Source organism: Streptomyces sp. AJS327, assembly GCF_013450295.1.
Lineage (GTDB): Bacteria > Actinomycetota > Actinomycetes > Streptomycetales > Streptomycetaceae > Streptomyces.
Window position 1 is genome coordinate 731,384 of sequence record NZ_SKBR01000003.1, and the last position, 16,205, is coordinate 747,588.

Sequence of the window (16,205 nt, forward strand, 5' to 3'; positions counted from 1 at the left end):
GGGCGGCAGTGTCCGGCCCGCCGGTTCGGGGCGCGTGGCCCGGTTCGGGGTCCGTCAGCCGTTTTCGGATTCCGGGCCGGAGCCCGGAACCGCACCCGCCGGGGCTGGTCCCGGGGGTCAGCCCGCCGGGTCCGGGTCGGAGTCCGGGTCGGAGTCCTGGTGCGGGTCGGGAGCCGGGGCCTCGCCGTCGAGCAGTTCGTTCGCGTCGACGATGCGGTACGCGTAGCCCTGCTCGGCGAGGAAGCGCTGGCGGTGCGCCGCGAAGTCCTGGTCGATGGTGTCCCGCGCCACGACGGAGTAGAACCGTGCCTCGTGCCCGTCGGCCTTGGGACGCAGCACCCGGCCGAGGCGCTGGGCCTCCTCCTGGCGGGAGCCGAAGGTGCCGGACACCTGGATCGCGACCGTCGCCTCGGGCAGGTCGACCGAGAAGTTGGCGACCTTGGACACCACCAGGCAGCTCAGCTCCCCCGAGCGGAACGCGTCGAACAGCTTCTCCCGCTGCGCCGGAGTGGTGTCCCCCTTGATCACCGGGGCGTCGAGGTGGGCGCCCAACTCGTCGAGCTGGTCGATGTACTGGCCGATGACGAGCGTCTGCTCGCCCCGGTGCCGCCGCACCAGCGCCTCGGTGATCCGCTGCTTGCTGCCCGTCGTCGCGCAGAAGCGGTACTTCTCCTCCGCCTCGGCCGTCGCGTAGGCGAGCCGTTCGGACTCGGTGAGCCCGACGCGCACCTCGACGCAGTCGGCGGGGGCGATGTAGCCCTGGTTCTCGATCTCCTTCCAGGGCGCGTCGAAGCGCTTCGGGCCGATGAGTGAGAACACGTCCGACTCGCGGCCGTCCTCCCGTACGAGGGTGGCGGTCAGCCCCAGACGGCGCCGCGCCTGGAGGTCGGCGGTGAACTTGAACACCGGCGCGGGCAGCAGGTGTACCTCGTCGTAGATGACCAGACCCCAGTCGCGGGAGTCGAACAGCTCAAGGTGCGGGTAGACGCCCTTCCGCTTCGCCGTCAGCACCTGGTAGGTGGCGATGGTGACCGGCCGGATCTCCTTCCGCGCCCCGCTGTACTCGCCCACCTCGTGCTCGGTGAGCGAGGTCCGGCGGACCAGCTCGTGCTTCCACTGCCGGGCGGAGACCGTGTTGGTCACCAGGATCAGCGTCGTCGCGCTGGCCCGCGCTATCGCCCCCGCGCCGACCAGCGTCTTGCCCGCCCCGCAGGGCAGGACCACCACGCCGGAACCGCCGTGCCAGAACCCCTCGACGGCCTGCCGCTGGTACGGGCGCAGCGCCCAGCCGTCCTCCTCCAGCGCCACCGGGTGCGCCTCACCGTCGACGTAGCCCGCCAGGTCCTCGGCGGGCCAGCCCAGCTTGAGCAGCACCTGCTTGATCTGCCCGCGCTCCGAGGGGTGGACGATCACGGTGTCCGGGTCGATCCGCTCGCCCACCAGCGGCAGTACCCGCTTCGAGCGCAGCACCTCCTCCAGCACCGGGCGGTCGCTGCTGTGCAGGACCAGTCCGTGCGCGGGGTGCTTGGTCAGCGTGAGCCGCCCGTACCGCGCCATGGTCTCGGCCACGTCGACGAGCAGCGCGTGCGGCACCGGGTAGCGCGCGTACGCCACCAGCGCGTCCACCACCTGCTCCGCGTCGTGCCCGGCGGCCCGCGCGTTCCACAGACCGAGCGGGGTGAGCCGGTAGGTGTGGATGTGCTCGGGAGCCCGCTCCAGCTCGGCGAAGGGCGCGATGGCGCGGCGGCACGCGTCGGCCTGCTCGTGGTCGACCTCCAGCAACAGCGTCTTGTCACTCTGGACGATCAGCGGGCCACCGTTCACGCGGTTCTCCTCAGCGGTACGACGGACGGACGAAGCGGCTGACACAAGCCAAACGTCCAGTGTGCCGCATCGCTGGTGGGAGCTGACGGGGGACGACAACCCGTGATGCCTGGTCGGCCCGGAGTAGCGGGGCTACTGGTCGGGGAGGTCGGCGGCGCCGGTGATGCGGTGCAGGGGGTAGGTGCGGACGGCGTCGCTGGTGTGGTCGTACGCCGTGACGAAGCCGCCCTCGACGCGGACCGGCGCGATGACGCGCTGGCTGGCCGAGCCCTCGGCGTTGACGTAGCCGATCCACAGCGCGGCGCCGGTGCGCGCGGCCTCGCGGACCAGGGTGAGGGTCTCCGCGGAGGTGGTGCGGGGCAGCTCCCCGAGGCGCTGCCCGGTGGGCCGGGGCCGCGCGCCGCCCGGTCCGGGGCGTCGCGGGGCGTGGGGGCCGGGGCGGCCGGGCTGGCCGCCCTCCCGTGCCGGGGCGGCCGGGGGCTCGTGCGGCACCGTCGCCGCGCGGTCGCCCGCGCGGATGGCCCGGACGGCGGCGGTGAGCAGCGCCCGGTCGGGGGTGGGCGGGCCGTCCGGTACCGGCTGGGGTGGGGTGCGCCGGGGGGTGCGGTGGGCGTCGGGCCGTGCGACGAGAACCGTTCCCTCGGCTGACTCGGCGGCCGGGGCGTACCCCATCTCGCGGAGTTTCGTGAGGAGTTGGTCGGGGGGTGTGTGGGAGGCGAGCACGGTGGGGGCGAGCAGCCGGAGGCCGAGCGTGGCGGCGCGCCGGTCGGCGAGGATCTCGGCGAGCAGCGCGTCGTCGTCGCAGCGGAGGTAGGAGGAGGCGGCCCCGACGCGGAGGTGCCCGTGCCGCCGCGCGACGTCGTCGATCAGGTAGCTGAGCGGCTGCGGGACGGGCGTACGGGAGTGGGCGGTGAGGAAGGCGTGCAGGTCGGTGGCGGCGCGCCCGGCGTCGAGGGCGCGGCGGACGGAGGCGGGGGTGAAGCGGTAGACGGTGGCGCCGCCGGTCGACTCGACCTCCGCGAGCACCCCGAGGACGGCCGACAGCTCACGGGTGAGCGGTCCGGGGGCGACGGCGGTGAGGTCGGCCTGGAGCAGCACGTAGTCGAGCGGTTCGGGCAGCAGGGGCGCCAACGCGCGGGCCGCCCGCTCCAGGGACGCGGCCGACGGCGGTGTGGTGGCCAACTCGCCGCCCAACTCCTCGGTGAGGGCTCCGTGTTCGCCCTCGCCCGGAGCCAGGTCCGGAGCCCGACCCGGAGCCCGATCGGGAGCGGGAGCCGGATCCGGTACCGGTTGCGGTCCCGGCTCGCCCGCCGCCCCAAGTGTTCCCGGCGTCCCGGGCGTTCCCGCCGACCCGGGCTCTGGTGCCGCCCCGGGGGCTCCTGTCGCCGCCAACTCGGGCTCGGGCGTGAGGAGTTCGCGGGCGTAGCGGGTGAGGGCGCCGCGTCCGGTGACGCCCAGCAGTTCGGCCTCCTCCAGCGTCCAGCGGGCGATCCGCGTACGCGGATCGCTCTCGCCGTCGGTCCCCGGCGTCCCGGCGTCCGGTCCCCCGGGGCGGGGCTCGCCGCTCGCCGCGCCCCGGGCCTCGGGGCTCGTGTCGCCGGGGCCGCCGCGGAGCGGCTGCTCCCAGGCCAGCCGGGCGAGCAGCGAGGCGGGGTCCGGCGCCGCGCCGGGCGGGAGCGCCGCCAGCAGCCGCAGCGCGCGCCGCCGCACCTCCGGTGCCAGGCTCCGGTCCAGGCCCGCGCCGAGCGCGGTCAACGTCCGGCCCTTCGCGTCCCGTTCGCTGACCAGCCCGGCCACCCGGGTGCCGGTCAGCCAGGTGTCCGCCAGCCTGGTCCAGCGCAGTTCGGCGGGGGAGCGCAGCCACTCGTCGTAGGCGGGGGTGGGCGCGTACCGCTCGTCCGCCTCGCCGTCGGAGGCCAACAGCCCCGCCGCGTAGGCGAGTTCGATCCAGAAGGCGGCGGTGGTGACGGGGGTGTCGAGGCTGCTGGCGGTGCGGCGCAGCTCCCGGACGCCGAGTCCGCCCGCCCGCAGCACCGGTGGCGGTTCCGTCTCCCAGGCGCCCAGCAGCTCCTCGACGGTGGCGAGCGCGGCGTGCGCCTGCCCCGCACCCGTCGCGTCCACGGTCTCCGGCGGGTACTCCCGCCGCACCGCGACCGCCGGTGGCGTCGGTTCCGGCCGCCGGTGCGCCCGTCCGGCCCGCAGGTGCAGCGCCACCTCCCGGGGCAGCACCACCGTCCCCTCGCCGGAGGGGACCAGCAGGCCCCGGTCGAGCAGCCAGGCGACGGGCGGGGAGGGCGCGGTGAGGTCGACGGTGCCGTAGGGCGGGCCCCACTCCAGCCGGCCGAGGATCGCGAGGGCCGCCGGGGGCGCGGTGGCCAGCAGCTCCGCCATCCGCCGCCGGTCGCCGAAGAGGCCGGTGAGCGCGGTGACGGCGCTGACCGGGTCGGCGGTGCCGGGCAGCCCGGCGGCGGCCAGCAGCTCCTGGAGGCGGCCCGGCGAGGTGCCGCCGGTGGCCTCGGCGAGCGTGGGTCCGAGGCCGGTGGGGGAGGGCGCGGTGGGGGAGGGGGCGAGCAGCTGCCGGGCGGTGCGGACGAGCCGCAGGTGGTCGTCGTCCCCCCAGAGCAGGGCCCGTTCGCGCAGCGTGCGCAGGGCGCGGCGCAGCTCCGCCTCGCCCGGCGGCGCCCCGGCCCCGGCCCCGGACGCTCCGGGCGGCGGCTGCTCGTCGGGGGCGCCGGGGCCGTCGGGGGGCGGACCGGCGAGCAGCGCGGCGAGCGCCGTGTACGAGCCGGGGTCGGGGGCGACGGCCAGGGCCTCGGCGGTCTGGAGCGTGAAGCGGTCGAGGCGTTCCACCGCGCGGACGACGGAGGCGCGGGTCCCGGCGCGGGTGGCGAGCTGGGTGAGGTCGCCGGGGACGGGGCTGAGCAGGTCGGGCCGGGACCGCAGCAGGGCCGCGAGGGCGGCGTCGTCGCGGGAGCGCAGCTCCTCGGCGAGCGTGCGGGGCGCTCCGCGTCCGCCCTGGGTGGCGGGGTCCGCGGGGTCGTCGCTCGGCTCGTCGCTCATCCTCATAACGGTAGCCTGCGGCCGTCGACGCGGTACGGTCGTGACGGATGCCTCCGGGCATCAGTTCGTTGACGAGCGCCAACCGAGAGCAGCCGTTGGGGTTTTGGTGGGGATCGAAAGCGACCAGCTCGTATTCGACTATCTGAGCCGGGTTGGCGACCTCGCGCACGGCACGTCCATGACGGCCGCCGAGCGTGCCCGTCTCGTCACCGGGCTGCGCGGGGAGATCGACCGGATGCGCGCCGCCGAGGGCGGCGCGGAGAGCAGGACGGCGACGCGCCGGATCCTCGACCGCCTCGGCAGGCCGGAGGACCTCGTCGCGGCCCGCGCGGGCAGCGCGCCGCCGTCGCCGCCGGAGCCGCGTCCGCACACCCCGTCGAGCCCGTCCGGCCCGTCGGCGCGCCCCGGACGGGACCGCGGTGGGGCCGGTCGCTCCGGCTCCCGCTCCGGGGACCGCCCGGCGGACGCCGCGCCCTCTCCGGGGGCGGCGTTCACCGCCTCGCTCTCCCGGCTCTCCGCCTCGCTGCGGACCTCGGCGACCTCGGCGTGGACCACCTCCGGGCGGGACGCCTCCCGCCCGGGCGGCGCCTCCGCCGACCAGGGGTCCGGCGGTCGCGGATCCGGTGGCCGGGACCGGGCGGCCGGACGCGAACCGGGGCGGGAGCGGGAGCCACGGCCGGACAGGCCGGACGAGCCGGACGAGAAGACGGGCCCCCGGGCGCCCAGCGGCCCGGCGGTGCCGGACGGCGGCGCCGACCCCGGGTCCGGCGCGGACCGGGCACGACGCGAGGGCGGACCGTCGTTCTGGAAGGAGGAGCCGGACGACGCGGAACGCGGCGGGCAACCGGCACGGCCGAGCGTGCCGCCGCAGCGCGCGGGCGGCTTCCCCACCGGGCCGGGCGCCGCCCCACCGCACCTCGCGGGCATGGACGAGCTGGGCCCGGCGGAGTCCGACCCCAACTGGTGGCGCGTCGACACCGGCCCCTTCAGCGACGGCGTGGCCAGCTCCCGCCCGGACGAGACGGTGCCCGGCTTCGTCGGCGGGATCGAACTGCCCGAGGTGCGCGAGCACCCGCCCGAGAGGGAGCGGGCCGGAGAGGGCGGGGGGTCCGGGGGATCGCGTGGCGCGGAGCGCGGCGGGGCCGGACGTCCCGGCGCGGGCCGGGAGGCGGACCCTCCGGTGGAGGCCGCCCCACGGCCGGAGGAGGAGACGAAGGACGGTGCCGCCGGGCGGCGGGGCCGGATGGCCCGGCTGGTGCGCGGCTCGCGTGGCGGCGGCCCGCACGCCGGGGGGATCGTCGAACTCGCCGCGGTGGGGCTGTTGTTCGTGGGGGCGATCCAGCCGTCGCTGATGGCGCTGGCGGTCGGCTGGCTCGCCGCCTGGTGGTCGCCCCGGCTCAGCCGCAACGAGGCGAAGTGGGCCTCCGCCGGAATGCCCGGCGTGGTCGCCGGGGGCGCGGCGGTGTGGCTCTGGGGGCGGATGAACGGCCGCTGGGGCGAGCCGATCGAGGAGGGCGGGGACGCGCTGCGCGATGTGCTGAGCGACGCCTTCCCGGTGCTGCTCCGCGTCGCCGCCGTCGCGAGCGCGCTGTTCCTGCTCTGGCGCGCCCGCCGTCCGCGCGGTTGAACCGGCCGTCTACGCGGTTGAACCGGCCGTCAACGGGCGGTCGTCGGCCCCGTGCCCGCCTGTCGCCGGGCGACCGGCCGGGTGGTCAGGGAGCGGCGGGGCCGCTGTCCCGCTGGCCGTTCCGGTCTGTCCGCGGGCGACGACCGCGTCCCCAACGCCCCGTGTGGGGCGATGAGTCGGCGGCCGTCGCCGCTGGCCCCCGGCTGCCCGTGACCCACGGCCCGTGCCACGGACACCGGTGACGGGTGGGCCTGTCCCCGGTGCGGGGCAACGGACGGTCGTGTGACGGGTGTTCGGCAACGCGGGGGCGTCTGGGGGAGTTTGGGCGACCGGCGGACGGGCCGGGCGGGTCACCAGGTGGGCCGGGTCACGAGGTGAGGTGGCCGCGCATCTCCTGGAGGATCTTCCCGGCGGCGGTGTAGCCGATGCCCTGGATCCACAGCTCGTCCTGGACGTGGAACGCCCGGTCCTTCCGTACCGCGTTCATCCCCTTCCACAGCGGGCTCTTGACGGCCTTCCGCTCACCGGACTTGGTGGGCGAACCGTAGGAGGTGTAGAAGACGACGTCCGCGTCGCCCTTGTCGACCTGCTCGGGGCTGACGTCCAGCGCGAGTCCGTCGTAGTCGGTGGCCTCCTTCACCACGTCCGGGCGGCCGAGGCCCACGTCCTTCAGCAGGGTGGCGATGTACGCCTTCTCGCCGTAGATCCGGGTGTCCGCGCCCTCCTGGAAGCGGATGACGCTGGTCTCGATCTTCCGCGCCTTCTCCTTCCCACCGAGGGCCTTGGTGACCGCGGCGGCCCGGTCGCGGTAGGTGGCGAGGGCCTTCCGCGCCTCCGGCTTCTTGCCCAGCGCCTCCGCGTGCACCTGGAAGTTCTCCTTCCAGGGGTAGCCGGTGGTCTTCGTCATCACGGTGGGCGCGATCTGCTTCAGCTCGTCGTACCGCTGCCCGTCGCGCTCCTGGTTGGTGAGGATCAGGTCCGGCTTCAGCTCGGCGACCTTCTCCAGGTTGGGCTGCGCGATGACGCCGACGTTCTCCACGTCCTTCAGCCGGTCCTTCGGCAGGTAGCTCAGGAAGGGCTTGCCCGGCTGGGCGGTCACCGCGCCGACCGGGGTGACGCCCAGAGTGAGCGCGGAGTCCAGCTCTGCGGTGTCCAGCACCACGACGCGCTGGGGCTTCTCGGGCACCTTCACGGTGCCGTTGACGGTCTCGACGGCGCGTTCCCCGCCCTCCGCCGCGTCCTCCCCGGAGCCGCACCCGGCGAGCACGAGCGCCCCGGCCAGGGCGAGCGCGGCCGTGCCGGGCAGCCGGTTCGGGCGGCGCCCGGCCCGGGTGGAGCCGTGCCCGCCCCCGGTCGTCGCGGTGTGTGTGCCGGGCCGGGGTTCGGTGGTGGTCTGCCCGTCGCGCATGGGTCGGTGGCCTTTCGTCGAGGGTGTGGCGCGGAGTCGTCCGCTGGGGGGTGGGGTCTGAGGGTGCCGAGGGGAGCTGGCGGACGGCGGCTTCGGCGGAAGTCGCCCCCGTATGACGGGGGTTGACGCACGCGTGGCGCCGGGCGCCGGGGTCGCGGGCGGCTACCCGGGGCCGGGGTCCGCCCGCCCGGGGTCGCCGGGGTCGGGGGTGGGGCGCCAGGGGGAGCCGGGGACCACCAGCGGGGAGCCGGTGACCGGGTCGGGCAGCACCACGGACTCCAGGCCGAACACCTCGCGCACCAGCGCGGCGGTGACCGTCTCGGACGGGGGGCCGTGCGCCACCACCCGGCCGCCGACCATCGCCACCAGGTGATCCGCGTACCGGGCGGCCTGGTTGAGGTCGTGCAGCACCATCACCACCGTGCGGCCCCGCTCGTGGTTGAGCCGCCGCACCAGGTCCAGCACCTCCACCTGGTGGGCGATGTCCAGGTAGGTGGTCGGCTCGTCGAGCAGGAGCAGTTCGGTCTCCTGCGCCAGGGCCATCGCGATCCACACCCGCTGACGCTGCCCGCCGGACAGCTCGTCGACGGGGCGGTCGCCGAGATCGCTGACCCCGGTGCGCTCCATCGCGTCCAGCACGGCCCGCTCGTCCGCCTCGGACCACTGCTGCCACCAGCGCTGGTGCGGCTGGCGCCCCCGGGACACCAGATCGCCCACGGTGATCGCCTCCGGCGCCACCGGGGACTGCGGCAGCAGCCCCAGGGAGCGGGCCACCGCGCGGGTGGGGAGCCCGGCCAGCTCGGCGCCGTCCAGCAGCACCGCGCCCCGGTGCGGCTTCAGCAGCCTGCCGAGCGCGCGCAGCGTCGTCGACTTGCCGCAGGCGTTGGGGCCGACGACGGCGGTGACCGCGCCGTCCGGTATGTCGAGGTCGAGGTCGTCCACCACCGCGCGGTCGCCGTAGGAGAGCGTCAGCCCGCGCGTGGCCAGTCGCGTCGTCCCGGTCTCCGGGCGGTGCCGGTCGGGGTGCGGCGCGTCCGGCCGCGGGTGGGGCGGTGTGGCCATGGTGGCTCCTGTGCCGGGTCGGTCGGTCGCGTCGTGTGCGGGGCGGCTCACCGGGCGGCACCGCCCCGGTGGCTCCGCACGATCAGCCAGATCAGGTACGGCGCGCCGACGGCGGCCGTCAGCACGCCGACCGGCAGCTCCGTCGGGGCGAACAGCCGCCGCGCGAGGAGGTCCCCGAGGACCACCAGGAACGCGCCGAGCAGCGCGGAGGACAGCAGCGGGATCGTCGCCGTACGGGTGAGGCGGCGGGCGAGCTGCGGGGCGAGCAGCGCGACGAAGTCGATCGGCCCGGCGGCGCCGGTCGCGACCGAGGCGAGGACGACGCCGGTCAGCACCAGCCCCAGCCGCACCCGCCCGAGCCGGACGCCGAGCGCCGTCGCCGTCGCGTCGTCCAGCGCCACGTCCCGCTGGGCCCGCGCCGCCCAGCACAGCGCCGGGAGCAGCAGCAGGAGCGCGAGGGCGAGCGGGCCCGCCTGGTCCCAGCCACGTCCGTTGAGCGAACCGGTCATCCACACCTGCGCCTGCTGCGCGACCAGGTAGTCCCCCTTGGTGAGGAACAGCTGGGTGAGGGAGCGCAGCGCCACCGCGAAGCCGATGCCGATCAGGATGAAGCGGGTGGCGTGCAGCCCGCCGCGCCAGGCGAAGACGTACACCAGGGTGGCGGCGAGCAGCCCACCGGCGACCGAGACGTACGGCAGCAGCGTGTAGGAGGTCAGCCCGAAGGTCATCGCGCCGACCGTCAGGGCTGAGGCGCCGTGCGTCACGCCGATGATCTCGGGGCTGGCCAGCGGATTGCGGGCCACGGTCTGGATCAGCGCCCCGGCGGCGCCGAGCGCCGCCCCGGCCAGCAGCCCGACCGTCAGCCGGGGCAGCCGGAGCGTGCCGACCACCAGCTCGTCGGGCGAGGGCAGTCCGAACAGCACCCGCACCACCTCGACGGGCGGGACGGTGCTCTCCCCGAGCGTCAGATGGGCGACGACGGCGAGGAACAGCGCCAGTCCGAGCGCGCAGGCCACGACCGTGGCCCGCCGGTGCACCAGGAACGAGGCGCCGCGCACCCGCAGCACCGTGTGGCCGGAGCCGCGCGGCGGCCCGGCGACGCGGCTCCCCACGCCGGGCGTACCCGGCGCCCCGGACCCGTCGGTGCCGGACTTCCCGGTGCCGGGCCCGCCGGTCCGGTGGCCCGGGACCGGGGGGCCACCGGGCGCGGGACGGGCCCCGGAGAGGCGTTCCCCGCTCATGCGGCGACCCCCCGTCCACCCTTCCCCCGGACCAGCGCGACCAGGAACGGGACGCCGAGCAGTGCCGTCGTCACCCCGGCCGGTACCTCGCCGGGCGGCAGCACCAGCCGCCCCACCACGTCCGAGAGCAGCAGCACCACCGGCCCCAGCAGCCCCGCCATCAGCAGCAGCATCCGGTGACCCGGGCCCACCAGGGCCCGCGCCATGTGCGGAACGGCCAGCCCCACGAAGGCGATCGGCCCGGCGGCGGCGACCCCGGCGCCGGTCAGCACCGTCGCGCCGAGCCCGCCGACGATCCGGACCGCGCCGACGTGCTGCCCCAGCCCCCGCGCCGCCTCGTCGCCCAGCGCGAGCGCGTCCAGCCCGCGCGCGACGCAGAGCACCAGCGCCAGGCCCGCCAGCAGGAACGGCCAGACGCGCCACGCGATCTCGGCGTCCCGGTCGGCGAGGGAGCCGACCTGCCAGAACCGGAACTCGTCCAGTGCCGCCGCCCGGGTCGTCAGGATTCCCGAGACGACCGCGACCAGCAGCGCGTTGACCGCCGCGCCCGCCAGCGCCAGCTTGACGGGCGTGGCCCCGCCCCGGCCCCGGGCGGCGATGGCGTAGACGGCGACCCCGGCGGCGCCCGCCCCGAGGAACGCGAACCACACGTACCCGGCGATGCCCTGCACCCCGACGAAGGAGATCGCGCAGACCACGCCGACGGCGGAGCCCTGCCCGGTGCCGAGGATGCCGGGCTCCGCGATGGGGTTGCGGGTGAGGCCCTGGAGCACCACGCCCGCGATGCCGAGGGCGGCGCCGACCATCACCCCCACCACGGTGCGGGGCAGCCGCATGTCGCGGACGACCCGCGCCGCCTGGCTGTCCCCGCCGTTCCGCAGCGCCTCCCACACCTCACCCGGCGGTATGGAGCGGCTGCCCAGGGCGAGGCTCAGGACCACGGCGACCGCCAGCAGCGCCGCCACCACCAGCAGCCAGACCAGCCGCCGCGCCCGCAGCCCGCGCCACGCCGCCCCGCCACCGCGCCCGTTCGGGGGCGCGACCGAGATACCGGGAACCGTGGCGGACGGGGTCCCGGACGCGGGGGGCGCGGGTGGATGGGCGACCGGATCCGGCGTACCGGCAGCGGACGTCGGACGCGGAAGTCGTGCCGTGGTACCGGCGGCGGGCGTCGCGGCGGGCCCCTCGCCTCCGGTGCCGCCGTCCGGCGGGGTGGCCGGATCCGGCGGTGGTGGTGCGGCGGACATCTCGTACCTCACGCGGCTGCGGGGGCGGTGACCAGCGCGGGGAGTGCGGTGGCCGTGAGCGGACCGGCCGCCGGTCGACGGAGGGAATCCGCCATCCCAGCAGCTCGGACACCTTAGGTTAGGCAGACCTAAGCCTATGCCGCAGGGGCGGCAGAATGGGTACATGTCTGCACCATCGAATCCCACGGATTCCCCCGGCTCCCAGGCGGATTCGGGCATATCCGTGCCGTTCGCCAGCCCCGTCGGTCCGTCCGGTCCCGTCGGTCCGTCCGGTCGCGGCCGCTCCGACGCGACCGACACGACCGCCCCGGCCTCCGGCGCCCCGGCCCCGCCGGATCCGGCCCGCCCGGGCCTGGTCGTCGGCTTCGACCTCGACATGACGCTCATCGACTCCCGGCCCGGGATCAAGGCCGCCTACGAGGTCCTCGCCGCCCGCACCGGCACCCACATCGACGCCGACCTCGCCATCACCCGGCTGGGCCCGCCGCTGGAGGAGGAGTTGGCGCACTGGTTCCCCGAGGGCCAGGTCGCGGAGATCGCCCAGCGCTACCGGGAGCTGTACGAGGAACACGCCATCGCCCCCACCCTGGCGATGCCCGGCGCCCGCGAGGCCCTACGGGCGGTGCGCGCCGCGACACCGGGCGGCCGCGCGATCGTCGTCACCGCGAAGCACGAGCCGAACGCCCGTCAGCACCTGACGTACCTCGGCATCGAGCCGGACGCGGTGATCGGCTGGCTGTGGGCGGAGGCCAAGGCGGAGGCGCTGCGGGACCACGGGGCCGCCGTCTACGTCGGCGACCACACCGGGGACGTGCGCGGGGCGAAGGCCGCCGGGGCGCTGTCCGTCGGGGTGGCGACCGGGCCCTGCGAGGCGGAGGTGCTGCGCGCGGCGGGCGCCGACGTGGTGCTGCCGGACCTCACGGCGTTCCCCGCCTGGCTCGTCTCGTACGCCGGGTCGCTCGGCTTCCCCCGCCCGAACTGACCCGCCCGCGCCCACCCGCCGCGCGGTGTCCGCTATGCGGACGGCGCCCCGGGGGTGGGCGCGGTGGAGGCGGGGGTGTCCGTCGTACCTGTCGCGCTCGCGGCGGCGGCCACCGCGCGGCGCTGGACGAGCATCGAGCGCAGCAGCCCGGCACCGGCGAGCGCGAAGCCGAGCCCCATCAGCATGCAGACGAAGTAGGCGGGGGCCGGGAAGGGCTCGGTGCCGAGGAAGAGCGGGGCGACCGTGACCACGGTCGCCAGGGCACCCAGCGCGAAGACGATGCCGCCGACCCGCACGAGAAGATCACCGGGGGTGGGAGTTTCAGCGTTCACACGCCCAGGGTAGGTCGGTGAGCAAGTGCGCGGGGGAACCAGTCGGTGGCATCTTGTCACGGCGCATTCGGCTATTAACCTGGGTGAGAGCGGGTATCACCCCCGCTCAACGCTTTTTTTCGGGGAATCGGCGCCAGCCCCGACGTATCCGCACGGTTCATTTTTTCCAGCAGCCGCAGCCCGGGCTATCCGGACGAGTTCGAGGACGAGGACAGACGTGCCTACCGGCAAGGTCAAGTGGTTCAACAGTGAGAAGGGCTTCGGCTTTCTCTCCCGTGACGACGGCGGAGACGTCTTCGTCCACTCGTCGGTGCTCCCCGATGGTGTTGACGCGCTCAAACCCGGCCAGCGGGTCGAGTTCGGCGTGGTGGCTGGGCAGCGGGGGGACCAGGCGCTCTCGGTCGCGCTGCTGGACCCGGCCCCCTCGGTCGCGGCCGCGCAGCGCAGGAAGCCCGACGAGCTGGCCTCCATCGTGCAGGACCTGACGACCCTGCTGGACGGGGTCTCGCAGTCGCTGGAGCGCGGCCGCTATCCGGACAAGCAGCACGGCCGGAAGATCGCCGGAATGCTCCGCGCCGTAGCCGACCAGCTGGACGTCTGAGCAGCCGGGGACGGCCGCGCGACCTGGAGACGGCTGACACCGGGAGACGTCTGCGTACCGGGTGAGGTCTGCCGCGTACCGGGAGACGGCTGCACACCGGGTGAGGTCCGAGTGCCCGGGCCGTCCGGCCCCGGCCGCTCAGGGGAAGGCGAGGGCGGCCGGCGGCACCGGCGGCACCAGCTCCTGCTCGGCGGCGCGGTCGAGCAGCGTCCGGACCGCGGCGTAGCCCTCGTCGCCCAGGTTCTCGGTGAACTCGTTGACGTAGAGCGCGATATGCCGCTCCGCGACCTCCGGGTCCATCTCCTGCGCGTGGGCCCGCACGTAGGGCCGGGTCGTCTCCGGGGCGTACCAGGCGGCGCGGACCGAGGCGCGGAGGGTGCCGGCCAGACCGGTCAGGGCGTCGGCACCGAGGGAGCGGCGGGCGACGATGGCGCCGAGCGGGATGGGCAGCCCGGTGACCGCCTCCCAGTGCTCCCCCATGTCGGCCAGCTGGTGCAGCCCGTACCGCTGGTAGGTGAAGCGGGCCTCGTGGATGACCAGTCCGGCGTCCACCCGGCCGTCCCGCACCGCGGGCATGATCTCGTCGAACGGCAAGACCACGACCCGGCCCACCCCGCCGGGCACCGTGTCCGCGGCCCACAGCCGGAACAGCAGGTAGGCGGTGGAGCGTTCGCTGGGCACCGCCACGGTCCGGCCGCCGAGCCCGGCCGCCGTGCCGGGCTCGCGGGTCAGCACCAGCGGGCCGCAGCCACGGCCGAGCGCGCCGCCGCAGGGCAGCAGCGCGTAGCGGTCCCGCTCGCCGAGCACCCAGGGCAGCGCGGCGTAGGAGATCTTCAGCACGTCGAGTTCGCCGCGCTCGGCCATGGTGTTGGTGAGGTTGATATCCGCGAACGTCACCTCGGGGGGCGTGGCGCCCGGCACCCGCCCGTGCACCCAGGCGTCGAAGACGAAGGTGTCGTTGGGGCACGGCGAGAACGCGACGGACAGCGGGCTGGTCACGGCGTGGGCTTCCTCTCTGCGGGGTGCGCACCGGCGGCGCCGGACGGCCCGCCGGTGCCGGTGGGCAGCGGCAGCGGGGCGGCGAGCAGGTTCCGGAACGCGGTGGTGAGGGTCGTCAGCGCGGCCCCGACGCGCCAGGCGGCGCGGTCCCGGGGGCCGACCGGGTTGGAGACGGTGCGCAGCTCCAGCACCGGCACTCCGTGGGCCGCCGCCGCCTCCGCCACCCCGAAGCCCTCCATCGCCTCGGCGGCGGCGCGCGGGTGACGGGCGGCGAGTTCGGCGGCGCGCTCCGCGCTGCCGGTGACGGTGGAGACGGTGAGGACGCCGCCGCACCGCGCGCCGACCGCCGCCGCGGCGGCCCGCACCAGCGGTGCCGGGGGACGGTGCGTGTCGGTGCCGAAGCCGAGTTCCGTGACCGGCAGGAACCCGTCGCCGGTCGCCGCCCCGAGGTCCGCGGCCACGATCTCGTCCGCTAGGACCACCGGCACCTCGCCCGCGTCCGGCGCCCCGTCCGTGACCTGTGCCCCGCGCTCGCCGCGCGGCTCGCCCGTCGTCGCGGCGGGGTCGGGGAACCCGCCGCCGATGCCCGCCGAGACGACCAGCGCGTACGGGTGGCCGCCGAGCGCGGCGGCGGTCAGCGCGGTGGCGGCGGCCGAGGCGGCGGCCGCCGGGCCGACCCCGCCGGCCAGCACGTCCAGCGTCCCGGCCGCTCCGGAACCCGGCGCGTCGGGGCCGGACGCGTCAGGAGAGACGGGAGAGAGGGGAACGCGGTGCAGCAACGCGCCGCCGGGCAGGGCCCGTTCAGCGGGCGGCGCGGGCACGGCGCCGGTGACGGCGTCGCGCTCCGCCTCCACGGCGGTGACGACCAGGATCCTCGGCGGAACGGGGACCGGTGGCGTCACCGCGTCCTCAGGCGTCGTCGTTCTTGAGCGTCACGTTCCAGACGCCCTCGATCTTGGTGCCGTCCGCCTGGACCACGCTGATGGTGGCCTCCTTCTTCGGCAGCGACTGACCGCTCGTCGGGTCCGTGCGCTCCAGCAGCTCCTTCGCGTCGAAGCTGCGGTAGCTCTTCTTCGTCGGGGCCTCCAGCGGGGCGCCGTCGACGAAGAGCAGCCAGCCGGAGTCGGCGGTGCCCGGCTCCACGCCGACCCGCACCTTGTCCGTGGTGCTCGCGGTGAGCTTCCCGCCGTCCTTCTCCAGGCAGTCGCGCAGCTCCTGCTGGGACTCCTTGGACTTGCTGAGCGTCAGCACCGTCCCGCCGTCGTCGTAACAGGCCGCCTCCACGGAGGCGCTGTCGCTGCCGACGGTCACCGTGGAGACGGGCGTCGGCTTGTCGCAGGCGGAGAGCGCGAGCAGGCCGAGCGACACGGCACCCACGGCTGTGGCGGTGCGCACGCTCCGTACACCCCGTACGGACCGGCGCGGCTGGGACAACGTGCGGCTGCGCCGCGTCGCGATGCTCATGCGGGCAGGCTACCGGGCGGTTCCGCTCAGGTGACGCGGGGGTGCGGCGTGCCGCGCCGGGCGGCGGACCGCCGCCCGCGCACCGTACGGAGCACCCCCGGCGGCCCGAACTCCCCGTGCCCCGCGCGCCTCCCGCCAGGTTCGCCGACCGCCCGGACCGGCGAGATCACCGACTCCGGAGCGACCCGTTCGCCGAGCCCGCCCGTCGACTGCCCCGCGCACCCCGTCGACCCGTTCGCCGGTCCGGAGTGACGAGACCACCGACCCTTCCGTCGACCCGTTCGCCGGTCCGGACTCCCCCGCGCAAGCGGTCCCCGGCACGTCAACCGCCGGGCCCGCCCGGCGCGGCCGCACAGGC

At 76.0% G+C, this 16,205-nt stretch carries 13 protein-coding genes; 3 read left to right on the top strand and 10 right to left on the bottom strand.

All coding sequences use genetic code 11. From position 1 onward, the window contains the following. Nucleotides 1-117: 117 nt before the first annotated feature. Together E0L36_RS20305 and E0L36_RS20310 are read right to left on the bottom strand one after the other, a co-directional pair. The gene (locus E0L36_RS20305; protein WP_180930546.1) at nt 118-1,824 is read right to left on the bottom strand and encodes a DNA repair helicase XPB; all 1,707 of its coding nucleotides are present in this window, start codon (nt 1,822-1,824) and stop codon (nt 118-120) included. A 132-nt stretch (nt 1,825-1,956) separates the two neighbouring features. Continuing rightward, complete coding sequence (locus E0L36_RS20310; protein ID WP_180930547.1) at nt 1,957-4,884, bottom strand: helicase-associated domain-containing protein; 2,928 nt, start codon at nt 4,882-4,884, stop codon at nt 1,957-1,959. A 106-nt stretch (nt 4,885-4,990) separates the two neighbouring features. Here E0L36_RS20310 and E0L36_RS20315 point away from each other — a divergent pair, with 106 nt between their 5' ends. After that, nucleotides 4,991-6,511 carry a hypothetical protein gene (locus E0L36_RS20315; RefSeq protein ID WP_180930548.1) on the top strand — a complete coding sequence of 507 codons (1,521 nt, stop codon included), beginning with the start codon at nt 4,991-4,993 and terminating at the stop codon, nt 6,509-6,511. A 367-nt stretch (nt 6,512-6,878) separates the two neighbouring features. Here the strand turns inward: E0L36_RS20315 and E0L36_RS20320 are convergent, their stop codons facing one another. From E0L36_RS20320 to E0L36_RS20335, 4 genes are all read right to left on the bottom strand, one after another. Next, entirely contained in the window at nt 6,879-7,919 is a 1,041-nt protein-coding gene (locus tag E0L36_RS20320; protein ID WP_180930549.1) for an ABC transporter substrate-binding protein, read from the bottom strand. A 162-nt stretch (nt 7,920-8,081) separates the two neighbouring features. Next, on the bottom strand, nt 8,082-8,981 hold the full coding sequence (locus E0L36_RS20325) for an ABC transporter ATP-binding protein (RefSeq protein ID WP_180930550.1): 900 nt from the start codon (nt 8,979-8,981) through the stop codon (nt 8,082-8,084). Nucleotides 8,982-9,028: 47 nt separating this feature from the next. Beyond that, a complete protein-coding gene (locus E0L36_RS20330) occupies nt 9,029-10,093 on the bottom strand; it encodes an iron chelate uptake ABC transporter family permease subunit (protein WP_308416846.1) in 1,065 nt (354 codons plus the stop codon). Between the two features lie 125 nt (nt 10,094-10,218). Continuing rightward, nucleotides 10,219-11,271 carry a FecCD family ABC transporter permease gene (locus E0L36_RS20335; RefSeq protein ID WP_374705573.1) on the bottom strand — a complete coding sequence of 351 codons (1,053 nt, stop codon included), beginning with the start codon at nt 11,269-11,271 and terminating at the stop codon, nt 10,219-10,221. A 361-nt stretch (nt 11,272-11,632) separates the two neighbouring features. Between E0L36_RS20335 and E0L36_RS20340 the strand changes: the two genes are divergently transcribed. Next, nucleotides 11,633-12,451, top strand: a complete 819-nt coding sequence (locus E0L36_RS20340; protein ID WP_219636843.1) for an HAD family hydrolase — start codon at nt 11,633-11,635, stop codon at nt 12,449-12,451. 32 nt (nt 12,452-12,483) lie between these two features. Here the strand turns inward: E0L36_RS20340 and E0L36_RS20345 are convergent, their stop codons facing one another. Continuing rightward, nucleotides 12,484-12,783 carry a hypothetical protein gene (locus E0L36_RS20345; RefSeq protein WP_180930553.1) on the bottom strand — a complete coding sequence of 100 codons (300 nt, stop codon included), beginning with the start codon at nt 12,781-12,783 and terminating at the stop codon, nt 12,484-12,486. A gap of 217 nt (nt 12,784-13,000) precedes the next feature. Here E0L36_RS20345 and E0L36_RS28310 point away from each other — a divergent pair, with 217 nt between their 5' ends. Further along, complete coding sequence (locus tag E0L36_RS28310; protein ID WP_180930554.1) at nt 13,001-13,384, top strand: cold-shock protein; 384 nt, start codon at nt 13,001-13,003, stop codon at nt 13,382-13,384. 138 nt (nt 13,385-13,522) lie between these two features. On the opposite strand, the gene E0L36_RS20355 is transcribed toward E0L36_RS28310, so the two are convergent. From E0L36_RS20355 to E0L36_RS20365, 3 genes are read right to left on the bottom strand one after another with little or no spacing between them, the layout of a single operon-like run. Then, complete coding sequence (locus E0L36_RS20355; protein WP_180930555.1) at nt 13,523-14,383, bottom strand: 1,4-dihydroxy-6-naphthoate synthase; 861 nt, start codon at nt 14,381-14,383, stop codon at nt 13,523-13,525. After that, a complete protein-coding gene (gene mqnB / locus E0L36_RS20360; RefSeq protein WP_180930556.1) occupies nt 14,380-15,285 on the bottom strand; it encodes a futalosine hydrolase in 906 nt (301 codons plus the stop codon). The genes E0L36_RS20355 and mqnB overlap by 4 nt, the downstream gene beginning before the upstream one ends. A 7-nt stretch (nt 15,286-15,292) precedes the next feature. Beyond that, the gene (locus tag E0L36_RS20365; RefSeq protein ID WP_258016347.1) at nt 15,293-15,847 is read right to left on the bottom strand and encodes a DUF2771 domain-containing protein; all 555 of its coding nucleotides are present in this window, start codon (nt 15,845-15,847) and stop codon (nt 15,293-15,295) included. Nucleotides 15,848-16,205: the final 358 nt, after the last annotated feature.